Origin of the sequence: Paenibacillus sp. G2S3 (assembly GCF_030123105.1) — a bacterium.
In the GTDB taxonomy this organism is placed as follows: domain Bacteria; phylum Bacillota; class Bacilli; order Paenibacillales; family Paenibacillaceae; genus Paenibacillus_AQ.
The window spans coordinates 524,496-546,392 of the sequence record NZ_CP126095.1 but is presented as its reverse complement, the minus strand read 5'-3'; the positions used below and the strand labels follow the sequence as shown (position 1 = coordinate 546,392).

General features: G+C 45.8%; 18 protein-coding genes, 1 tRNA gene and 2 riboswitches. Of the genes, 6 read left to right on the top strand and 13 right to left on the bottom strand.

Annotated features, from left to right (window positions below; all coding sequences use genetic code 11):
• Window positions 1-12 precede the first annotated feature (12 nt).
• The 9 genes from QNH28_RS02440 to QNH28_RS02400 all read right to left on the bottom strand — a co-directional run bounded on the left by QNH28_RS02440 (window position 13) and on the right by QNH28_RS02400 (window position 11,146).
• Window positions 13-1,299, bottom strand: a complete 1,287-nt coding sequence (locus QNH28_RS02440) for an aspartate aminotransferase family protein (protein WP_283910019.1) — start codon at window positions 1,297-1,299, stop codon at window positions 13-15.
• A 97-nt stretch (window positions 1,300-1,396) separates the two neighbouring features.
• Window positions 1,397-3,322 (bottom strand): peptidase U32 family protein, encoded by a 1,926-nt coding sequence (locus QNH28_RS02435; RefSeq protein ID WP_283910018.1) that lies wholly within the window; start codon window positions 3,320-3,322, stop codon window positions 1,397-1,399.
• 43 nt (window positions 3,323-3,365) lie between these two features.
• Window positions 3,366-4,157 carry an energy-coupling factor transporter transmembrane component T family protein gene (locus QNH28_RS02430; protein ID WP_283910017.1) on the bottom strand — a complete coding sequence of 264 codons (792 nt, stop codon included), beginning with the start codon at window positions 4,155-4,157 and terminating at the stop codon, window positions 3,366-3,368.
• The gene (locus QNH28_RS02425) at window positions 4,150-5,055 is read right to left on the bottom strand and encodes an energy-coupling factor transporter ATPase (RefSeq protein WP_283910016.1); all 906 of its coding nucleotides are present in this window, start codon (window positions 5,053-5,055) and stop codon (window positions 4,150-4,152) included. The genes QNH28_RS02430 and QNH28_RS02425 overlap by 8 nt, the downstream gene beginning before the upstream one ends.
• Complete coding sequence (locus QNH28_RS02420) at window positions 5,046-5,900, bottom strand: ATP-binding cassette domain-containing protein (RefSeq protein ID WP_283910015.1); 855 nt, start codon at window positions 5,898-5,900, stop codon at window positions 5,046-5,048. Before QNH28_RS02420 ends, QNH28_RS02425 begins: the two co-directional genes overlap by 10 nt.
• Before the next feature lie 29 nt (window positions 5,901-5,929).
• Window positions 5,930-6,487, bottom strand: coding sequence for a Gx transporter family protein (locus tag QNH28_RS02415; RefSeq protein WP_042123757.1), 558 nt, complete (start codon window positions 6,485-6,487; stop codon window positions 5,930-5,932).
• The gene (locus QNH28_RS02410) at window positions 6,471-6,860 is read right to left on the bottom strand and encodes a NusG domain II-containing protein (protein WP_283910014.1); all 390 of its coding nucleotides are present in this window, start codon (window positions 6,858-6,860) and stop codon (window positions 6,471-6,473) included. Before QNH28_RS02410 ends, QNH28_RS02415 begins: the two co-directional genes overlap by 17 nt.
• 730 nt (window positions 6,861-7,590) lie before the next feature.
• Window positions 7,591-8,526, bottom strand: a complete 936-nt coding sequence (locus tag QNH28_RS02405) for an alpha/beta hydrolase (RefSeq protein WP_283910013.1) — start codon at window positions 8,524-8,526, stop codon at window positions 7,591-7,593.
• Window positions 8,527-8,698: 172 nt separating this feature from the next.
• Window positions 8,699-11,146: a choice-of-anchor A family protein gene (locus QNH28_RS02400; RefSeq protein WP_283910012.1), complete on the bottom strand. Its 2,448-nt coding sequence runs from the start codon at window positions 11,144-11,146 to the stop codon at window positions 8,699-8,701.
• A gap of 108 nt (window positions 11,147-11,254) precedes the next feature.
• Window positions 11,255-11,345, bottom strand: a riboswitch (cyclic di-GMP riboswitch).
• 490 nt (window positions 11,346-11,835) lie between these two features.
• Here QNH28_RS02400 and QNH28_RS02395 point away from each other — a divergent pair.
• Both QNH28_RS02395 and QNH28_RS02390 read left to right on the top strand, forming a co-directional pair.
• Window positions 11,836-12,228: a YhjD family protein gene (locus QNH28_RS02395; protein WP_283910011.1), complete on the top strand. Its 393-nt coding sequence runs from the start codon at window positions 11,836-11,838 to the stop codon at window positions 12,226-12,228.
• A gap of 453 nt (window positions 12,229-12,681) precedes the next feature.
• Window positions 12,682-13,056 carry a winged helix-turn-helix transcriptional regulator gene (locus QNH28_RS02390; protein WP_283910010.1) on the top strand — a complete coding sequence of 125 codons (375 nt, stop codon included), beginning with the start codon at window positions 12,682-12,684 and terminating at the stop codon, window positions 13,054-13,056.
• Window positions 13,057-13,117: 61 nt separating this feature from the next.
• Here the strand turns inward: QNH28_RS02390 and QNH28_RS02385 are convergent, their stop codons facing one another.
• The 4 genes from QNH28_RS02385 to QNH28_RS02370 all read right to left on the bottom strand — a co-directional run bounded on the left by QNH28_RS02385 (window position 13,118) and on the right by QNH28_RS02370 (window position 14,881).
• Complete coding sequence (locus QNH28_RS02385) at window positions 13,118-13,660, bottom strand: NAD(P)H-dependent oxidoreductase (RefSeq protein WP_283910009.1); 543 nt, start codon at window positions 13,658-13,660, stop codon at window positions 13,118-13,120.
• A gap of 408 nt (window positions 13,661-14,068) precedes the next feature.
• On the bottom strand, window positions 14,069-14,200 hold the full coding sequence (locus QNH28_RS02380) for a YjcZ family sporulation protein (protein ID WP_283910008.1): 132 nt from the start codon (window positions 14,198-14,200) through the stop codon (window positions 14,069-14,071).
• Window positions 14,201-14,406: 206 nt separating this feature from the next.
• Window positions 14,407-14,478 (bottom strand) — tRNA-Thr (locus QNH28_RS02375).
• A gap of 94 nt (window positions 14,479-14,572) precedes the next feature.
• Window positions 14,573-14,881 carry an MTH1187 family thiamine-binding protein gene (locus QNH28_RS02370; protein ID WP_283910007.1) on the bottom strand — a complete coding sequence of 103 codons (309 nt, stop codon included), beginning with the start codon at window positions 14,879-14,881 and terminating at the stop codon, window positions 14,573-14,575.
• A 373-nt stretch (window positions 14,882-15,254) separates the two neighbouring features.
• A riboswitch (cobalamin riboswitch) is annotated at window positions 15,255-15,489 on the top strand.
• A 233-nt stretch (window positions 15,490-15,722) separates the two neighbouring features.
• On the opposite strand from QNH28_RS02370, the gene QNH28_RS02365 reads away from it, so the two are divergent.
• The 4 genes from QNH28_RS02365 (at window position 15,723) to QNH28_RS02350 (ending at window position 21,882) form a co-directional block, all read left to right on the top strand.
• Complete coding sequence (locus tag QNH28_RS02365; protein ID WP_283910006.1) at window positions 15,723-17,708, top strand: anaerobic ribonucleoside triphosphate reductase; 1,986 nt, start codon at window positions 15,723-15,725, stop codon at window positions 17,706-17,708.
• Entirely contained in the window at window positions 17,705-18,220 is a 516-nt protein-coding gene (gene nrdG / locus QNH28_RS02360) for an anaerobic ribonucleoside-triphosphate reductase activating protein (RefSeq protein ID WP_283910005.1), read from the top strand. Before QNH28_RS02365 ends, nrdG begins: the two co-directional genes overlap by 4 nt.
• 55 nt (window positions 18,221-18,275) lie before the next feature.
• Window positions 18,276-20,609, top strand: coding sequence for a ribonucleoside-diphosphate reductase subunit alpha (locus tag QNH28_RS02355; protein ID WP_283910004.1), 2,334 nt, complete (start codon window positions 18,276-18,278; stop codon window positions 20,607-20,609).
• 241 nt (window positions 20,610-20,850) lie between these two features.
• Window positions 20,851-21,882, top strand: coding sequence for a ribonucleotide-diphosphate reductase subunit beta (locus QNH28_RS02350; protein ID WP_036682584.1), 1,032 nt, complete (start codon window positions 20,851-20,853; stop codon window positions 21,880-21,882).
• The last annotated feature ends 15 nt before the right edge of the window (window positions 21,883-21,897 follow it).

Below are 21,897 nucleotides of genomic sequence, written 5' to 3'. Positions count from 1 at the left end.
TGTTTAATTCCATTAATGATTATGGTCTGCAAGAACTTCGTTCAGGACGATAAGCATCCCGTCGATATCCTCTTCCGTAATAATCATCGGTGGCTGGAAGGCCAGTACATTGCGCCCTATGCCATTTTTGCCAATTAGATAACCTCGGTCCTTCATCGCCTCCAGCACTTGATCTGTAAGTGCCGCTGCGCCTTCAGCATCTGCACCAGCTAGCTCCGCCCCTAACATAAGTCCAGTTCCCCGTACATCAACGATTAACGAAGGATACCGAGCTTGTAGAGTCTCCAGACCTGCCTTCAATCTTTCTCCGAGTTGTACCGAGCGTTCAGGAAGCCGTTCATCTCGAATATAATCAAGCACAGCCAGCGCTGTTGCAGCAGATACCGGATTCCCCCCAAATGTGGAAGCTGAAGGACGATTTAGGGCAAGGGCAATCTCATCGGTTGTAGCGAAGGCTGCAACTGGAATTCCGTTACCGAGTGCTTTGGCCATACTTATAATATCGGGCACAACGTCAAAATGCTCCATAGCAAACATTTTACCAGTACGTCCAAATCCAGTTTGGATTTCATCAGCGATTAGGAGTACACCGTATCTCTCTAACAATGCTTTTACATCACGGAAGTAGGTTCGGGTTGGCATAATCATTCCACCGTTGCCTTGGATTGGCTCTACGATCATGGCAGCGATAGTGTTCCCCTTCTCTTCAAGCACCCGCTCTAGCGATTCCAGGGATAACGATGCCGCTTCCTCCAGCGATAAATCCGGATGATAAGGGCGCGGTATAAACTCTACATCATGATCCAAGTATTTATCGGTACGCCACATAGGCAGACCTGTCACACTCATAGTTAGATTGGTACGGCCATGTAATCCGCTCTCCAGCGCTATAAACCCTTTACGTCCCGTATACATCCGGGCGAGCAGCAAAGCTCCTTCATTAGCCTCAGAGCCACTGTTAACGAAGAAGGTCCGACGTAGTCCACCCGGCATAACCTCTTCCAAACGTTCAGCCAAGTCTACACTCGGTTGAGTTAAGTAGATAGTTGTCGTATGCTGCAGCTGCTGCAGCTGCTCAATCGTGCGTACCGTTATGGCTGGATTACAGTGACCACATGCGACTACGGATACACCCGCAAAGAAATCGGTATAGGATTTACCCTTCTCATCATAAACAAACTGCATTGAACCACGAACAAGCTGAGGTGCATCACGGTAAAAATGCTGTGTACAAGGATAGAAATACTGCTTACGTTTGGATGCTACTGCTTCTCTTCCGATGAAGTCTTGTTGTTCCATGAAGGGTTCTCTCCTTTTTGTGAAAATAGTAACTTATTCATAGAGTCCTGTGCATCACCCTATCACTCGGTGATATCTAGTTCCCATTTAAATACAATTAGTTGAACTGCAGCGAGCCCAAAGTATACCCAGCATAGATTGGCTTAAGGCCACCAAGCATGTCTTCCTTCTTATCTACTCCGTTAATTGCCTGTTGATAAGAAACAATAATTTCACGTAGCTGTTCGACGCTATAGGTTGCTCCTTCAATGCGGAAGCTTGATATTCCTAGTCCACTCATCTCACTCAACAAAGGTAAATAGCAGAGCTCTTTTGCGAATAAAAGATGGCAACGGCCGTGCTGATCACGATATACCGGATTCTCACCTTTGTCTGTCTTTAGGACCAATACATTATTGTGTACATATTGATTATCCTCTTCAGCAATAGGCTCCATTAACTCCGTATTCTCATAAAGATCATGTTCCATATACATTAGTGCAGGCGTACCATGAACAACAACTTCCAAAGGCGTTTCACAACTAGAGGCAAAGGTAGCAAAATGCTCTAACGTCATTTCCGGAGACACCGAAAGCTGAGTCAAACCTAAGTTAGTATATAATTGCGCTGAAAGATGATTGTATACATTTAAATTACTGTCCCCAATTAGCGGATAACCTGTATTGTTATAACGACGAATGGCTCCTAAATTTGTAACGATAAGACCGTCAATCGGCAAGCGTTCTCCGCCAAGCAATTGATCATATTGGTCAAAATGCAGCTCGGTCATCATACGTGGCAATCCCAAGTAGATTTTGCTATCGCCCTTCAGTTCACCCAGTTCCTTGATGTCACGCTTTGTAAAAGGTTTATCTGGTTCAAATACATCCCCTGGCAAGTACAGGCTATCTACGCCAAGCTCTAAGACCATCCGTGCCTGATCCATATTATTCACACGTACAGCTAACTTAGCTTTTGTCTTCTGCGGCTGCTTGACCTCAGCCAATCTTTCCCGCAGCTGCTCAACTCGTTTCTCAGACAACTCACGCTCTGCAGTTGGTGTACTGAATACTTTTCCAGTGCTATAGAATTTACCAGTACCTTCATAACGGCGGTTAATGTTAGCCAGACCTGGTTTGCCGAAAGCATACGCCGTCGAAAAGTCACGTTTACGGTTGTTATAAAGTTCTTTCGTATCGACCGTGCGATCAAAACCTATCGGATCATCAATATAGCGATCAATAGCTTCGCCGTAGCTATTCGCTAGCATAACCATAAATTCCTTATCCCGCATGCGGCCCTCTATTTTGAAGGAGGTAATCCCTGATTCAATCAATTCCGGAAGATGCTCATACATGAACATATCTTTTACAGCTAGTGGGTATTCAGCCGGATATACATACCCGTCTTTTTTAACCCGATAATCCCAGCGGCATGGCTTCATACATTTCCCACGGTTACTGCTCATACCGAATACATGGGAGCTGAAATAACAATTCGCACCGTGAACCGAGCACATATCCCCGTGAATAAAATACTCCAGTTCCATCCCACTCCGCTGACCTAGCAGCTTAGCTGTCTGCAAATCCATTTCCCGCGAAGTAACCACACGACTTACACCCAGATCACGCAATGCGTAGATCATTTCCAGATTGTGAACATTCATCATGACCGAAGAGTGAATAGCAAGATTAAGCTCCATCTCGCGAATTAGCTCCAGTACTGCCATATCCTGAACAATCAATGCATCCGGACGAGCACTGTCAAGGAAACGCAGATATTCTCTAGCCTCTTCCACATCTTCTTCGCTAAATAGGTTATTCACTGTGATATACACTTTTTTGTCTAGACGGTGAGCAATATCTAGCGCCTCTACGATCTCCTCATGAGACAGATTATATCCTTTTCGCATCATTCTCATATTCAATACGGGTCCACCAAAGTACACTGCATCACATCGTGACTGGATCACTTCCTTGAAAATCTCAAACGTTCCTGCGGGTGCTAATAATTCAATCTCTCTACCGTTAAAATAACGTGCCATTCAAGTTCCCTCCCAAGTTGATACTCTCCATACAAGTTGTACTTTACACCAAAGCTACTGCAATCCCCATTACAATAAACATAGTAATAAAAACAGTATCGAATATACCCCACCTTAGGCGGTGATACTGACTACGCGGAGCATCCATACGAAAGCCACGGGCTTCCATGGAATACACCAGATCCTGTGCACGCCTAAACGCACTAGCGATAATCGGAACCAGCAGAGAGACTAACATTCGTCCCTTTTCCTTCAAAGGCAGCTCTTTCAGATCGGCACCCCGTGAGGCCTGCGCTTTCATGATAATCTGCGACTCATCTAGAATCGTAGGTATGAAACGAAGGGAAATGCTGATCATCAGTGTGATACGGTCGGGCTTTAAGCCAAACTTTTTGAAAGGAGCCAAAATCCCCTCCAGCCCTTGATTCAGCTTACCCGGCGTTGTGGTGAATGTAAGTAGCGCCGTGAAAGTGATCAGAAAGAACATGCGGATGACCGAAAATGCGCCTAATCTTAGCCCTCCCTCATAAACAGACCACGAACCAAGCGTCAGCACCGCCTCCCCCGTCTTCACAGACAGCAGCTGTACGATAAAGATGAATAGCATTAAATAACGTAAAGGCTTAGCTGCTTTCAGGAAGTATTTAAGCGGAATCCGAGTGGAAGCCATAACAGCTATTGAGAAAATAGCCAGCAGCGCCATAGCCATCCATGAACGGGAGAGCAGGATAACGGCTACGTATAATAGCATTCCGGTGATTTTGGCACGCGCATCTAGCTTGTGCACCCATGAACCGGTCTCAATACTGCGCCCTATGATTAGCTTCTCATTCATGGCCATCCCTCTTTCCTTCGTGCTGCTCGCTAGAGTTGCCTGATCCAGATGGCAGCGAAGCGATTAGCTCCGCTAAGCTCTCTGCCGTTAAGCGAGGCGCTTCATCCGTAAGACCAAAGCGATCAGCTACTGCACGCCAGTAACGAAGGGACTGCGGAACCGTCAAGCCACACTGTTCCAGAATCGAAGGGTTATCTGCCAGCGCCTTAACGCTGCCCTGAAACGCCGTGCTGCCCTCTTTAAGGACAAGCCAGTTGTCCGCGTAAGGCAATAGCTCATCCATCCGATGTGTGACGACGATGATCGTTCTGCCCTGCTCACGACATAATCGCTCCAGCAAGCGGATTAGCTCTGCACGGCTGATGGGATCAAGCGTAGCCGTAGGTTCATCTAGAACGATGACCTCAGGGTCCATAGCTAGCACGGATGCGATAGCTGCCTTGCGCATTTGCCCACCGCTCAATTTAAAAGGATTCCGCTCTAGCAGCGCCAGATCCAGACCCATATCCAACATAGCCTGTCTCGCACGTGCCTTTGCCTCTTCGGGGCTCATGCCGAAGTTAAGTGGACCGAAGATAAGATCCTTTTCGACCGTCTCTTCAAACATTTGCTGCTCTGGAAATTGAAATACCAATCCGACTCTACGGCGTAGTGGCATTAGCTTAGGTGATTTCTCACCCGCCTTGATGGTTACATCGAGTACTTTTACCGTACCCTCCGTTGGTTTCAATATCCCGTTAAACAACTGCAGCAGCGTCGATTTACCAGAGCCTGTCGCCCCAGCAATACCAACCATAGAGCCTAGTGGAACGCTGAGATTAATGTCGCGGAGCGCCGTCAGCTTCCATAGGCTTCGGTCAGCATAGGAGTAACTTACTTGCTGTAATTCTATGGCCATAACGTGTCTATAAGCTCCTTTTCACTGGCGGGAACATCCACATGAATACCCTGCTTCTGCAGCTCGCGGGCAAGACGCCACGGATACGGTTCGCGCAGATGGCATTTTTGCATAAGCTCCTCGTCCCGGAACAGCTCCGCCGGTGTAACATCAGCAGCCAAACCACCTCCATGCAGCGCAAGCACCCGGTCCGATGCCAAAATCTCATCTGCATCATGCGTAATCATAAGGATCGTATACTTCCCTTCCGCTCGCATATCCTGCAAAATGCCAAGAAGATCATTTCTGCTTCCCTCATCCAACATAGAAGAGGCCTCGTCGAAAATGACGATGCCTGGTTCCATAGCAAGAATGGAGGCAATAGCGACACGCTGCTTCTGACCTCCAGAGAGCTCACCTGGGTGCTTGGACAATAGATGATTTATTCCCAGCCTCGTCGTATACGCATGCAGGCGTTCTGCCATATCTTCGTACGACAAACAAAGCCCTTCCAGGCCGAATAAGATATCTTCCTCTACAGTGGCTCCAATAAACTGATTATCTGGATTTTGGAACACCATACCGATGCATTGCCGAATACTTCCGATCGTTTCCTCACTTAGTTGCATACCACTAACCACAATCTCGCCAGCACTCTTAGGTAACAAAGCATTTAGTAGCTTAACTAACGTAGACTTCCCGCAGCCATTAGGACCAACCAAGCTAACCCATTGTCCCTGTGAAATAGATAACGTTATATTTTGAAGAATCGGATGCTCAGGATCATAACCAAACGATACCCCATCCAGAGAGATGATAGCTTGTCCTTCTCCCTCTAATTCTTGACCTTCATATGATTCATTCATGTTAGTCATCCTTCCGCTGATGTGACTAATCAGTCCAAAAATTCTTCAAACAGCGATATTTTTGACAATGAAGCCACCAAATAACGGACTGCATAGCCCACGGCAATTCCTGTTACTACTCCAGTGATCAGCAGCATGGGAAGATAATAAAAAATACTAAGGGATGAGAATACCATAGAAGCTGCCAGCAGCTGACCAATATTATGTGCAATCCCACCAGCTATACTAATTCCGATCAAGCTTATACTCTTGCCTTTGCCACTAATCAGCATTAACACGAACATTACAACAAAGCTAAACAGCGAACCGAATAAACTGAATAGTAAGCTTGAAAAAGTACCTAGGAGAAATGCAGTAAGCAACGTTTTGAGTATGACAAGCAGGAATGCATCCCGTCCACGTAAAAAGTAAATACACGTCAAAATCATAATGTTAGCTAATCCTAGTTTAGCACCAGGCACCAGTCCCATTCCTGATAACGGAATCTGTGCCTCTATTAGACTAAGCACTACCGCCACTGCAGCGAAAATCGCAATAATTACCGTTCTTTTTAAAGCTGTTGCAGATTCACTACTGGACATAGGCATCTATATCATCCTCCCCCGACGCACTTGTGATTTCCACTAATACTCTATGCGGTAGACAGACAATCGTCTGTTTGGGCAGGGTAATAAAACCAAAACCTAAGCATACTTGATCCGGGCAGTCGGCATCATACATTTCAATCCCGTAATCATGCACCTTCAAGATGTTGTAACCTCGATCGGTACGGACCTCAATGGTTTGTTCTTCTTTTGTAAGCTTTACCGTTTTAAATAACTCGCCGTCCACCGTTACATTGGCTACGAGATTTTTACCGGCCCCACCTTTATCATCATTGTCCGAAAACCATCTCGGTGCGAGAAAAGCGAGCGCAGCAATCAACACGATGGAAATCAACCACACATCTGCGCGTTTCATAAAAATCTCCCTTATTTTTTAATTAAAAACCAGACTTATTAATTATAACGGTCTACCCCCAATCCTTCAATCAATGTTGGGGTTTAATGTAAGTTTTAGAGAACAGTTCACAAAATAGGCACGCAAAATAACCACCACAGCTCCATTTACTCTGGCTTTCTAGCTTTTCCGAATTAATCCACAAATAATCCAGCATACGATATATTCAAATCAAACGCTCTCTCTTGCTCTGCTTGTTCCCCTTCTAAAGCAAACAACCCTTATCTTGGAATTCATTATTATATTTGCCTTTTAAACAATACTGTGTTATATTTATATCGTATTTGTTTTTCGATATATTGAATATCCCCATCAAGAAGATGTCAGGCCGACTATTTTACACTTCGGCATTTTGGACACAGAGGCTTCATGTTTTCTTGCAGAAACTTTCCTTTTTATGAGACTAAATTCGAAATATAGCATTCCGATTCACACTGGCGCGGTCAATGGAGCCGCAAGGGCAAAAGAGAGGTAGGGCTTTTGTCGTATTGGAAGGATTATTCTCGCCACACGGCTGCTGGAAATAACAAGGAATTAAGACACCCGTTACTCACGAACGGCGGGGGATGAATATAACGAAAAAGCATGGCTGTACGAACCTTACATAAGGACACATGCCATGTGTGGAAAAATATAGGCGCCCGATAACCGCTACCTAGCGGATATCGGGCGCTGTCTACGTTCAGGACTTCTAATTTACATATTGATTCACAAAAGCTGTTACTACGTTTATATACCCCGTCTTATTCATATCATAAGCTAACCCATGCCCTGCTTGAGGCACTACGAACTTCTCTTTGGGACTCTGACATGCCTCATACAATTCATTCATCATACTATAAGGTACAAAGTTATCGGCATCGCCATGAATAAAAAGAATCGGCACCTTCGCCTTTCGTACCTGTTTCAAGGCAGACGCTTCACTAAAACCATACCCTGCTTTCAAACGAGTAATTAGACTCGCACTTTGAATAAAAGGGAAGCTTGGCAAGCGATACATACGCCGTAGTTGGTAGGCTAATTGTGCTTTAACTGAGCTGTAAGCGCAGTCCGAGACAACCGCTTTGACTTGCGGTGGTAGATTTTCTCCTGAGGTCATTAGCACTGTAGCACCACCCATAGAGACCCCATGAAGCACCACTTGAGCACTCGGCCCAGTCTTTTTAATCATATATTCAATCCACTGTAAATAATCCTTACGCTCATGCCAACCAAAACCAATATAATCCCCAGCGCTTTCCCCATGTCCTCTGGCATCGGGAATCAGAATATTAAAGCCCAGTCTCTCGTAATAGATTTTGGCGTACGCCCCCATATCCTTGCCTTTTCCAGAATAACCGTGGGCTATAATCGCTGTACGTCCTTCAGCACGATCCGAAAGGAGCAAGTATCCTCTTAGTTGTAGTCCGTCCTCAGATGTAATCTCAACATTCTCAAAGCTCTGACTGGAGATCCAATCCTTCCCCTCACCCCAAGAAGCCCCGGCAACCGGGGGATCAACCTTCAAATCACGATTATTACTCAAGAATTCCTTCGGTGCTCGTTTAATAGCAATTCCATAAAAGAAAAAGCCCGCATAGATCAGAGCTACTATGACGATAACAGCGCTAATGAAGAACCATACCAATTCATCTTCCCCGTCCTTTCCTCATATCCGTTGTAAATCAGTATACCATCTACTTAGATTGCGCCAAAATATAACAATCATGACAAAATAAAACCGCTATCGGAATATGTCCCGAAAGCGGCTTTACTATTCTTCACGGCATAGCTTGTGTTCACGCTACAATCACCGTTTATTATTTCTTGCTCGAGAATCTATTTCTCATCAGCAATCCGATAAGTGCAAAACCTAGACCAGCTACATAATAAGGGACTGGACTAGATTCTCCCGTTTTTGGAAGCTCATCCACAGGTGGATTACCTAGCGGAATTGTATCATCCACTACAGCGATATCACCTGGTGCCGGCGATGGTGTTACTACCGGTACTGGTCCTAATGGAATCTCATCATCATCAACAAGTATCTCTGTGTTGCTCGACGGTGTTGGTGTTGGCACTGGTGCTGGAGTCGACGATGCTACAGGACCTAGCGGCACAGGATCATCATTAACAACGATAGTGCCGATTACGAATGACGGCGTCGGTGTTGGGAACACCGGAGCCTCCGGTGTTGGTGTTGGTGTTGGCGTTGCTTCCGACGACGGTGTTGGCGTTGGTGTTGCTTCTGACGATGGTGTCGGTGTTGGCGTTACCTCCGATGACGGTGTCGGCGTTGGTGTTGCTTCCGACGATGGTGTCGGTGTTGGCGTCACTTCCGGCGTTGGTGTTGGTGTCACGACCGGCGTTGGTGTTGGCGTTACGACCGGCGTCGGTGTTGGCGTCACGATCGGCGTTGGTGTCGGTGTCACGATCGGCGTCGGTGTTGGCGTCACGATCGGCGTTGGTGTTGGTGTCACGATCGGCGTCGGTGTTGGCGTCACTTCCGGCGTTGGTGTTGGTGTCACGACCGGCGTTGGTGTTGGCGTTACGACCGGCGTCGGTGTTGGTGTCACGACCGGCGTTGGTGTTGGTGTCACGACCGGCGTTGGTGTTGGTGTCACGATCGGCGTTGGTGTTGGTGTCACGATCGACGTTGGTGTTGGCGTCACGATCGGCGTTGGTGTTGGTGTCACGATCGGCGTTGGTGTTGGTGTCACGATCGGCGTTGGTGTTGGTGTCACGACCGGCGTTGGTGTTGGTGTCACGATCGGCGTTGGTGTTGGTGTCACGATCGGCGTTGGTGTTGGCGTCACGATCGGCGTTGGTGTTGGCGTCACAATCGGCGTCGGTGTTGGTGTTACGACCGGCGTTGGTGTTGGTGTCACGATCGGCGTTGGTGTTGGTGTCACGATCGGCGTTGGTGTTGGTGTCACGATCGGCGTTGGTGTTGGTGTCACGATCGGCGTTGGTGTTGGTGTCACGATCGGCGTTGGTGTTGGTGTCACGATCGGCGTTGGTGTTGGTGTCACGATCGGCGTTGGTGTTGGTGTCACGATCGGCGTTGGTGTTGGTTTTGGTGTGTGTGTCGGTTTCGGTGTGTGCGTTGGCTTCGGTGTCGGTGTTGGCTTTGGTGTGTGTGTTGGCTTCGGCGTCGGTGTTGGCTTCGGTGTCGGTGTCACGCATGGCGTCGGCGTCACGATCGGCGTCGGTGTTGGTGTCACGCTCGGCGTCGGTGTTGGTGTCACGGTTGGCGTCGGTGTTGGTGTCACGGTTGATGTCGGTGTTGGTGTCACGGTTGGCGTCGGTGTCACGGTCGGCGTCGGTGTTGGTGTCACGGTCGGTGTCGGCGTTGGTGTCACGGTCGGCGTCGGTGTCACGGTCGGCGTTGGTGTTGGCGTCGTTCCTGGATCATCGCCATCGTATGGATGGTGGTGAAATTCGCCACCACCAGTACCTGTGAGCGAAGCCGCCACGAATGTTCCGTTAACCTGACCATTAATAAAATCAACATGAGCATAGGGGGCAAGTATGCTTCCCATTACACCTATGCCTGCCATATCAAGATACGCGGCTTGGCTAAAGTTAAGCAAAATTTTCTTACTGTTCAATACGTTATTAGGTAAAAATCCGAAGTTTTTCATTTTTACGTTAGAACCATCAATATTAATAATTGCAGTAGATCCTGAAGGAACATTTATTGTAATTCCGTAGGTACTAGAAACGTTATCTCCTGGAACATTAAAAACATTGACCACAGGATCTGCACCTGTCAAGGTAAGACTGCCATATTGGTACACTGTTGTTCCATTCGCCGGCAATGCTGCAAGTTCAGCTGATTTATCTCTCAAAGACTGACCTACAGCTGCAAAATCAATCGGACTTCCCTGAGTTCTCTTGCCTCCTTTAAGGAGCGTTGCATTACCAGCATAGATTCCACCATGCACGATATTCCCGTAAACAGAGCCATTGTTGAAAGTAAGATTTCCTCCAACAACAAGGGTGTCAGTGAAGGAGACCTCAGCAGCACTTAGCCTATCACCAACGCTGTAGTTGGTTAAAGTAACATTACCTCCAGCAGCAAACCTTCCCTCCGTATCCGAGAAGGTTGTAACATCCCCTAGGACAAACACATTGTAGTTTCCTGCAATCCCGAGTGTAGTAGAACTAGCATTAACAGTCCCGGCTCCCAAAGAGGAAAGCCCACTACCTACCGTCAATACCCCAGCTAATACTAGTGCAAGCAGCGGTTTCATTCTTCTTTTCAAAAAGCACACCTCCTAAATCTATGATTTATATTTAATCAGAATAATTACCAGAAACTCTAAGGACCTAATAACAAAAAAGACCGCCAAAAAGAAGTGGAATTCCCTTCTCATGGCAGTCGGACGGTCATAGCGCCTTTAAGACACTTTAGACTCCTGGACTTTGCGTCCCACCCTTTCAGGCGGTTTGCTATTATCATGATAATATATGTATTTCCGTGCAAATTAGAACTAGCATTTTAAGCATCCTATTAAATAATCGTCTATGACTTTTAATACTTTTGGACTAATGATAGTTTAGCGCTCTATCCCCACAATTGTCAATCAATTCCTTTTGATAATCACACATGTTAGCAGCCACAAAAAAAGCGCCTAAAGGCGCTTCACATAAAGGTTTTTCTTCAATTTTAAAGTAACTTTATATAGCCCAATATCGATATCCATAATGGAATACTTAGAATCAAACCAAATACCATTCCACGGAGGAGACTTCCTTCCTCTTTCATTTTAATTCTCCTTTTTATAAGTCTAAAGCATTAATTTTTATTATTACAATTTTAATATATTTTATTCTTTTTGATTTAGTTGTGAATTTTGTCACATTGGATTAGCTGTTTAGAAATACCATTGATTATTTTTGGGATATCGGGGTAGAATACGAATATACGTTCCCATTAGAGGTGATGAGATTCATGCATAGAGCTGAAAGCAGGGACAACATGCTGGTGAAATCTTATTTATTGCTTCCGATGATTTTATCAGCTTTCGAACGGGACTCCGCCATTCTATCTACACATTTACGAACACCCGCCCCCTATTTGGAGGTTCTTGGAACCGCCGCGGCAGTTGCTACGACAGATCTAAGAGATGTTCGTTCGGAGATGAGAAAACGGAGAATCAAGGTATATGAGCAGAACAGACTTAACACGGGGATCGAAGCCAAATTCATATGCCGTGGATACCATGAACGAATGCTGCTGTTAAACGACATCGTTGCTGCCCAAGCTGCCATTCATATGCGCAGATATCTGGGACTGGATATTTCATCTTTTAAGAGCTATGAAGAGCAATATCAGATTAAGTAAAGCTGCGTAAGAAGCTGCGCCCCCTCCCCCCATTCAATTAGCGAACAAAAAAAATAGGCCTTACCATGGGAGTTGGCAAGACCTGAGAGATTTATACCACAAAACACTGGGGGGTGTTTGGTGTCTTCAATATATACCTCGAACCTGAAAATAAGATGATGCTCACATGAAAATTACATTAAAAACTTCAATTCGTCGCTTAGGCTATCCGCTTGAATTACACTTTTGATTTCCAACCAAAGAAGCCCGCTTCACTGACAGAGAAAATCGACCGATTGATAGTTAGCCATCGAGTGCTTTGAACTTTTTTTTTAAAAATGATATAGTGAGTTCGTTGTTCGCAGGATGACTTGATAGCAGGTTGTAAAACATAATAAAGTCGTGACCTGAGTACGGAGCGGCAGCAGGCGTTTGCCTTTTCGTTGAATATTTTCTGAAGGAGGGTAATAGCCCATGAGTGATGAAATCTGTATACTGCCTGGCATTCAACAGAAGGACACTAGCTTCGGCTACACCTTGTCTATCATTAATGGTAAATATAAAATGACTATTCTCTACTATCTCTCTGAAAACAAGATCGTGCGGTTCAATGAGCTGCAACGGGGTATCGGTACAATACCTTTTAAGACGTTAAGCGTTATGTTGAAAGAACTGGAAGCGGACTGTCTCGTCAGGCGCGAGGAATTCCCCCAGATTCCCCCTAAAGTTGAGTATTCCTTGACCGAGAAAGGCCAATCGCTTATTCCGGTGCTGGATATGATGTGCACTTGGGGAGAGAAAAACTTCGTTCCAGCCGCGCAAGAGATAACAATACCGATTACAATTTAACGACTTATGATAAAAGCAGCATTTTCATTAATGAAAATGCTGCTTTTTGTTTCAACTCTAATTACATATTTTCGATAAATTCAACATAGCCTTGCGAACTGATGTCCAATTTCTTTAAGTAATCCGTACTTCCTACCGTTTCATATTCCGTGCCATAGAAGGCATAGAAGAAACGATAATCAGCGTTGCAGTACAAAAAAGTCGTGTCAAAGGGAGATAAAATACGGTCAAGCCCGTAGCGGAGTTTACCTTCTTCACTAAAGTCTTTTTCTCTTCCTCCGGCGGTGACAGCCAATGCGATTTTTCGATTTCTTAATTTATCACTCTTCGAGCCGTATGCCCATCCGTAAGTAAATACTTCGTCCAGCCACTTTTTAAGCAGAGGTGGACTACTAAACCAATAGACAGGGAATTGTAAGACAAGCTTATCATGCGCTTCAATCAGTTGTTGTTCCTTTTCCACGTTGATTTTTTCATCGGGATAGGCTTTGTGCAGCTCGTGCACCGTATATTTGTCTGGATATTTACGGAGTTCTTCGATCCAGCGTTTATTAACAACAGATGTTTCGATGCTTGGGTGTGTGACGACAATAAGTGTTTTCAATGGTGTATCCTCCATGTTTGAATCAGATTTAGGACTTGAGTATACCTCCCATCTTGCCATCGCGTAAGTATGCACTTTTAGTTCACGTACTTACCTAAAGGTAAGCACTGCAACCTGCCTGCACGTATGATTGATGTATAGTCTTCGGGGCGAATCTCGTCTTCGGTGTACACCCAAATATCACACAAGAGAGACTGGGTCATTCCTCCATTTTACTTGAGTAAAGGCTAGAAGATAGGTGTTTTCAAGACAAACGGCACGGTTCCGGGATCCCCGAAAACCGCGCCGTTATGCCATTCTTAGATATGCTGATGAAGGGAATTGAACTCCTGGGCTACACCAGAATAAGGCTGATATAACTCAGTGGAAGAACATCCTCAAGCTTCCAACCAAAATGTCCTTCACATTTTATAGCAAGATAGTCTTAGAAATAATTACAAGGAGGATAAACAGTACCAAGATTGCACCGGTAGATGTAAAGGCTCCTCCGATACCACCACCATATCCAACACCACCAAAACCAGCAACATTTTCGCTCATTTTAAATTTCCTCCTTTGCATTTAAGTTCATCTTAGCTTATGCAATCCCTACTATATCGCTTGGGTAAATTGGTAATTAGATGTCTATCCATTTAGAGCCCCGACCGCAGGCAAAGGTTAGAAGAATGTTAGAAGATAGGTGATTTCAAGACAAATGGCACGGTCCCGAAATCCAGGAAACCGTGCCATTGCGCAATTCTTAGATATGCTGGTGAAGGGAATTGAACCCCCGGCCTACGCATTACGAGTGCGTTGCTCTACCCCTGAGCTACACCAGCTTAAGGCTGATTTTTCTGTCAAACAAAAAATATTATACAACTTTCAGTCAGAAACGCAAGCCAATTTCTCCCTATCCCCTACTCTCCCGAACTACTATTCCACCTGTAGTTTACACTCCACAGACTCCAGCTTTCCACGGCTAGTGGAGGGCTTATCGCGGCGGTCGTCTATTTTAAGTGAGGTAGAGACACGCTCTGCACCTGCAGCAAAAGGAGATTCATGCAGCGCTTCGACTGCTGCAAAAATACGCTGAAGAGACCCTTCGATGATTGTTCCCATGGATGTAAGTTCATAAGTAATTCCTTCTACCGTCTTCAGCACTCGCTGCATATCCGCAACATAGCTGCTAAGGCTGGTACTGCCTGTTCCAATCGGAATAACGGTTACTTCAGCAATAGGCATGAGAATACCTCCTCGGAATTTAAAAAGTATGTGTCTTCTTCTATTGTAACAACTTCACCGATCTCCCACAAACGATGCCAGCGTTATTATACCCCTTCTTTTCCTCCAAGTACTCCGAAACATGCCTTTCGCCACAGGTATTTTTTCTTACATGAATTCTAGGGTCGTCCGCACTACATTTATGGACTCTTTGTGGCGTTTTTTCGGACAATTTATGAATCATTTTCCATGTGCCTGTGGATCAATTGTGGATTACTTATGGACAGCCTGTGGATCATTTGTGGAGTACTTTTGAAGAACCCACTCCCCGCGCGGGTTTTCTAAAAAACTGTTTACAAACACAACATCTTGGGTTATTTTTATCTAACGACAACAAAATATAGTGGAGACAGGCGCTTTGATCCTTTATAGGAGTTAGAGCTTAATAGGGAAGTACGGTGAAAATCCGCTGCGGTCCCGCCACTGTAACCGGATGCCCTTCACAAGCTTTTAGAAGCTTAAGATGGACAGATCTCCTGGCAGAAGCCACTGAGGGTTATGAAGACCCTTGGGAAGGCGCTGAGAGGTCCTACGGAAGCCAGGAGACCTGCCTGTTTCGACGACACCAACATATGAATGCCTGCGAGGAACAGGAACGGTGTCCGCATGCGGTCATCTTCTTATAGACCACTGCAAATATCTATGTGGATATTTACATAACGCATCGGGCATTTTCTGCCATCCTCGCTAGGGGATGCTTTTTTTATGAGATCACAATGAATATACGGCCGCTTATGTGGTCCAACTTCTTAATGATAGAACGATAGATGTTTTTCTTTTATACTGAGAGGAGAGCTATACAATGACGTTGTTGGAGAGACAATTTAACGGTACAACAAATGCACGAGAAGTTCTTTTAGAGGAGCTCATTGATTTAGGGCGTGATATTATCGACAGCCGGGATTTGGACCTACTGCGCGAGAATGCCAATTTGAACGGAGAGAGTTTCTCCGGTAAAATGAGCAAGTTCGGCAGTGAATATTCGAAATGGTATGCCCGTAACTTTACGATGCCACCACAGCTAGTGCAGGCCATTGATGACAATGTTGTCTATGTGCATGATCTGGATCAATATGCGATTGGAACGACGAACTGTATTTTTATCCCGTTTGATAAGCTTCTCCGCGAAGGCTTCAACACCGGCAACGGCAGTGTTCGTCCTCCGAACTCCATAATGACGGCTATGTCACTGGTAGCAATCATTTTTCAATCCCAGCAAAATGCTCAATATGGCGGTGTATCCGCCAATAAGCTCGACTATGATCTAGCACCTTATGTAACTAAATCCTTCGCTAAGCTGTTCCGCAAGGGTCTGGATTATTTTGAAGAAGGACAAGCTGATGAATCTTTGGGCGAGATTACGATGAGCCGGACCGATCTGGCGGAGTTATATCCGAAGGCGTTCCGTTTTGCACTGAAAGAGACCGAAATTGAAACCCTACAAGCGGCGGAAAGTATGGTACATAATTTGAATACCATGTCCAGCCGATCCGGTGGGCAAATTCCGTTCACCAGCATTAACTACGGAACTTGTACTTCACCAGAAGGTCAGCTTGTGATCAGCTCCCTGCTAACAGCAACGATGAACGGACTTGGCAGCGGAGAAACACCCGTGTTCCCGATTCAGATTTTTAAATGTAAGCAAGGAATCAACCAACAGCAAGGCGATCCTAACTATGAATTGTTCCTAAAAGCGGCGAAATGTTCTGCACGCAGACTATATCCGAACTTCGCTAATCTGGACGCTCCGCTCAACTTGCAGTATTATAATCCAAGTGATCCTGATACGGAATTTGCCACAATGGGCTGCCGAACACGAGTGCTCGGTGACCGTTTTGGGCGTAATCATTGCTCCGGGAAGGGTAACCTTTCCTTCAATACTTTGAATCTGGTTCGACTCGGTCTGGCACATGGCACAGTAACCGGCCGCCGTACTGTCGCAGACGAAGCTGGCTTCTATGAAGATCTAAATCATTATATGGACATTGCGCTGGAAGGACTTCTTCATCGTTTCAACATCCAAGCCGCACAAAAAGCTAAAGCGTCCGATTTCATGATGCGAGAAGGCGTCTGGGAAGGCGGCGAGAATCTCGCTCCTGAAGACTCTGTAGGTGAACTACTGAAGCATGGTAGTCTATCCCTTGGCTTTATTGGTATGGCGGAATGCATGAAAGCTATGTATGGCAAACACCATGGCGAGGATATGGAAATACATGCCAAAGCCGTGGCTATCGTGCGTCATATGCGGGAGTATTGCGATCGGAAAAGTGAGGAACTGAATCTCAACATCACTTTGTTCGCAACACCAGCAGAAGGCTTGTCCGGTAAATTCACCAAGATTGATCGCAAGGTGCTGGGCTCGATCCCAGGTGTAACTGACCGTGAGTATTATACGAACTCTTTCCACATCCCTGTATACTATGATCTAGGTGCTGCTCAGAAAATCAGCTTGGAAGCTCCTTTCCATGAATACTGCAATGCCGGGGCTATTTCTTATGTCGAATTAAATGGCAATGCCCGTAGTAATCCATCCGCTTTTATCAAAATCATTAAATACGCGCTCGAACAACAGGTTAGCTATTTCAGCATTAACCATCCGATTGACCGCTGCTCCGGCTGCGGATACGAAGGCGTAATTGGGACAAACTGTCCTTCCTGCGACGCACATGAGAATGACGTGCACATCCGTCGTTTGCGCAGAGTTACTGGTTATTTAACTGGCGACTATCAGACCCGCTTTAATGCCGCCAAACAAGCCGAAGTACGGGATCGCGTTAAGCATCTATGAATATTTGTGGTTACTATCCGGAGTCGATTAACGAGGGAGAGGGCATGCGGGCCGTCCTCTTTCTCAGCGGCTGCCGCCATCGTTGCCCGGGATGTTTTAATCCCGAGACCTGGAACTTTAAATATGGAGAAGTCTTCACCTTAGAACGTCAACATGAAATTATTGCAGAAATCGCCGCTAACCCTTTGCTGGATGGTCTAACACTGGCAGGCGGCGATCCTTTTTTCTCTGCAGAAGAGGTGCTTGGGTTCATCCATGAGCTTCGCACCGTGCTGCCAGGGTTCTCCATCTGGATTTACAGCGGTTATACGTACGAGGAAATTACAGCCCTTCCCGGTTCGCCGGAGTGGAATCTACTTTCACAGTGTCAAGTATTAATAGATGGACGATTTATAGAAGATTTGAAAGATACTACACTTCCTTACCGAGGAAGCTCTAACCAACGCATAATCGACATTCCGGCCAGTATGCACGGCTCGGAGGTCTTTCTGTGGCAGCCTACTGCGCTATAATATATCAATTTTTGATATTGAAAATTTACCCAAAATGAGAAGGGATGAAATAACTATGCCACAATTCGTAGTAAAACCAGACAATCGCCAACTGGCTTTTGATGAGAACCGCCTTTCCGTCTACGCCGACCGTATCTTGGATGGTCTTGATCAACTGAATAAAGAAACTTTGCTGCGGGGAGTAATTTCCAAACTGCGCCGTGACTCCGTAAGCGGAGAAGAAATCAGCAACGCCTTCACTATGAGCGCTCTTGAGCTTGTAACGAAAGAAGAGCCTACTTGGAAGTTTGCAGCTGCCCGTGCCCTTCTGACTACCCTTTATAAAAAAGCAGCCGTTCATCGCCGCTATAAAGCTTATCCAGAAGAGCCATACGGTGAGCTGTACCCACTAATTACGGATCTTGTTAAAAAAGGAATCTATCGTGAAGAGCTTCTAACTCACTACACTAAAGAACAAATCGTCGAGCTAGGTGGATGTATCGATTATACGCGCGACCTTCTATTCGATTATATTGGTCTGCTTACGCTATCCGACCGTTATTTAGCGCATGATTTTGACGGCCGTGTAATGGAGCTTCCGCAAGAACGTTACATGATTATCGCTATGTACCTCATGCACACTGAGCCAGCCGAGAAACGTCTTGAGCTTGTAAAAGAAGCTTACTGGGCTATGAGTAACATCTACATGACAGCTGCTACCCCTACAATGTCCAATGCCGGCAAAAAGGTCGCTGGACAGCTCTCCAGCTGCTTCATCGATACGGTAGACGATTCCCTAGAAGGCATCTTTGATTCCAATACAGATGTAGCGCGCCTTAGCAAAATGGGCGGCGGTATCGGCGTCTACCTTGGTAAAGTACGGGCACGCGGTTCGGATATCCGTGGCCACAAGAACACTAGCTCCGGCGTAATCCCTTGGATTCGCCAATTGAACAATACAGCAGTCAGCGTAGATCAGCTTGGTACACGTAAAGGTGCTGTCGCTGTCTACCTTGATGTATTCCATAAAGATATTCTCGCTTTCCTTGATCTTAAGCTGAACAATGGTGACGAGCGTATGCGTGCACATGACGTGTTCCACGGTGTAACCCTGCCGGACTTGTTCATGGAAGCTGTAGAATCACGCAGCCACTGGAACCTCTTCTGCCCACATGAAGTGAAGAAGGTTATGGGCTGGACGGATGAGAATGGTCGTCCACTCGGTCTGGAAGACTTCTACGATGAAGAGCTTGGTAAAGGTACTTTCCGTGAAAAATATGCTGAAGCTACAGCCAATCTGGAATTGTCCCGGATTACCGTTCCTGCGATCGACATCATGAAACGGATTATGAAATCGCAACTTGAAACAGGTACTCCGTATATGTTCTACCGTGATACGGTTAACCGGACGAACCCGAACCGTCACCAAGGTATGGTCTTCTCTTCCAACCTATGTACTGAAATTATGCAGAATCAATCCGCTACCGTTATTGAACAGGAAGAATTAGTAACCAAAGATGGCAAGACCCGGATTGTTATCTCCAAAATCCCTGGGGACTTCGTAGTCTGCAACCTGAATTCAATTCACTTGGCACGTGCAATTCCAGCTGGTGTGCTGGAAAGACTTGTACCTATCCAAGTACGTATGCTGGACAACGTAATCGACATTAATAATATTGAAGTTCTGCAAGCACAATACACGAACAGCCAGTACCGCGCAGTAGGTCTCGGCACATTCGGCTTGCATCACCTATTGGCACTCAAGGGCATTCGTTGGGAATCCGATGAAGCCGTAGAATATAACAATCATTTGTATGAACACATCAACTACCTGTTGGTTCGTTCGAGCATGGAGCTTGCCCGTGAAAAAGGCCGTTATCCGAAGTTCGCCGGTTCCGATTGGGAGACAGGTGCATACTTTACTTCACGAGGCTACGTTAGCGGTGAACAAGAAGGTAAATATGTAACCACTGAACAATGGCGCGAGCTGCAAGAAGAAGTGGCTAAAGACGGTGTTCGTAACGCATGGATGTTCGCGATTGCACCGAACGGCTCCACATCGATTATTGCCGGCTCCACAGCCAGCATTGATCCTTTGTATGAACTGCTTTCCTATGAAGAGAAAACAACTTACAAGATCGCTAACCCAGCACCGGATCTGTCCGACAAGACGATTTGGTACTACAAAACTGCATTTACGATTGACCAAAACTGGTCGATTCGCATGGCTTCTGCTCGTCAGCGTCACGTCGATCAAGGCCAAAGCTTCAACCTGTATGTTCGTCCTGACATCAAGGCTACCGAGTTCCTTGAGCTGCATCTGAATGCCTGGAAGGGCGGATTGAAATCAACTTATTATGTGCGTAGCCGTGCTTTGACAATAGAAGAGTGTGATTCTTGCGCTAGCTAAGAGTCTTACTGCTTTAAAAAATTTGGTGATTTAATCGTAACTGCGAGAAATGTTTGGGCTTCCGGTCGCTGTTATCCTCAGGTTTCTTGATTTATACCGTCTTCACGGTAGAAATCCGAGGATAAAGGCGAACGCTATCGCTCCTACAGCTCCAAACTTTCTCTCCGTTACTTCATCAACCTAATTTAATTAAAGATCAGACAAGACGAATTAACCGCGCAAAAAAATGGAGGGAAAATAAATGCAACTACAAAAGATTTTTAACACTGAAGCGCCCAACCAATCCACACGCATCATCGACGGTGAGTGCTCCGGTATTCTGAACTGGAACGATATCCGCATGCCACATATGTACAAGCTGTACAAGGTGCTGCTGCTTAATCACTGGATCGCGGATGAAATCCCAATGTCCAAGGATGCGCAACAATTCCCGATGCTGGATGCCGAGGAACAACGCGTATTTAAGATTAATATCTCCCTACTCGCTGTGCTGGATTCGATGCAGACGATGTTCGTAAGCGACGTGAAGCGTTATTTTACTGACTCTTCTCTAGAAGCTATCTCTGCCATTATTGGCCAACAAGAAGTGGTGCATAACCAATCCTATTCCTATGTTCTTTCCTCTATCGTGTCGGAAAGTGAGCAGAAAGAAATTTTTGAATATTGGAAAAAAGACCCTGTCCTGCTGGAACGCAATCAGTTTATCTCTGATATTTATCAAGAGTTCCGTGATAACCCTACGAGACAGACCTTTTTCCATGCGCTGGTAGCGGATCTCATCTTGGAAGGGATTTTCTTCTACAGCACCTTCGCCTTCTTCTACAATCTGGCCCGTGACCAGAAGATGATGGCGACCAGCCAAATGATCTCTTATATCCAACGTGACGAGAATCAGCACTGCTACTTCTTCGCAGAAGTATTTAAGCAGCTGCTTGTAGATTTCCCTGAGTTGAACACTAAAGAGAACATGGATTACGTGTATCGTACGATCGACCGCGCAGTAGAGCTTGAAACCAACTGGGCTTACTACACCCTTACTAATGTTCGCGGTATTGACCTTAACGAGCTTAGCGACTACATCAAATATACAGCGAACAAGCGTCTGACTTTGATGGGTATGGAAAAAGCTTACCAAGGTGTTGATGTTAACTGCATGCCTTGGATCAAGCCTTTCTCCGACGATGCACTGAATGCTACGAAAACCGATTTCTTCGAAGCCAAGTCCCGTAACTATGGTAAAGTTGGCGACGATAACGGATTCGACGATTTGTAAGACTGGATATATAAC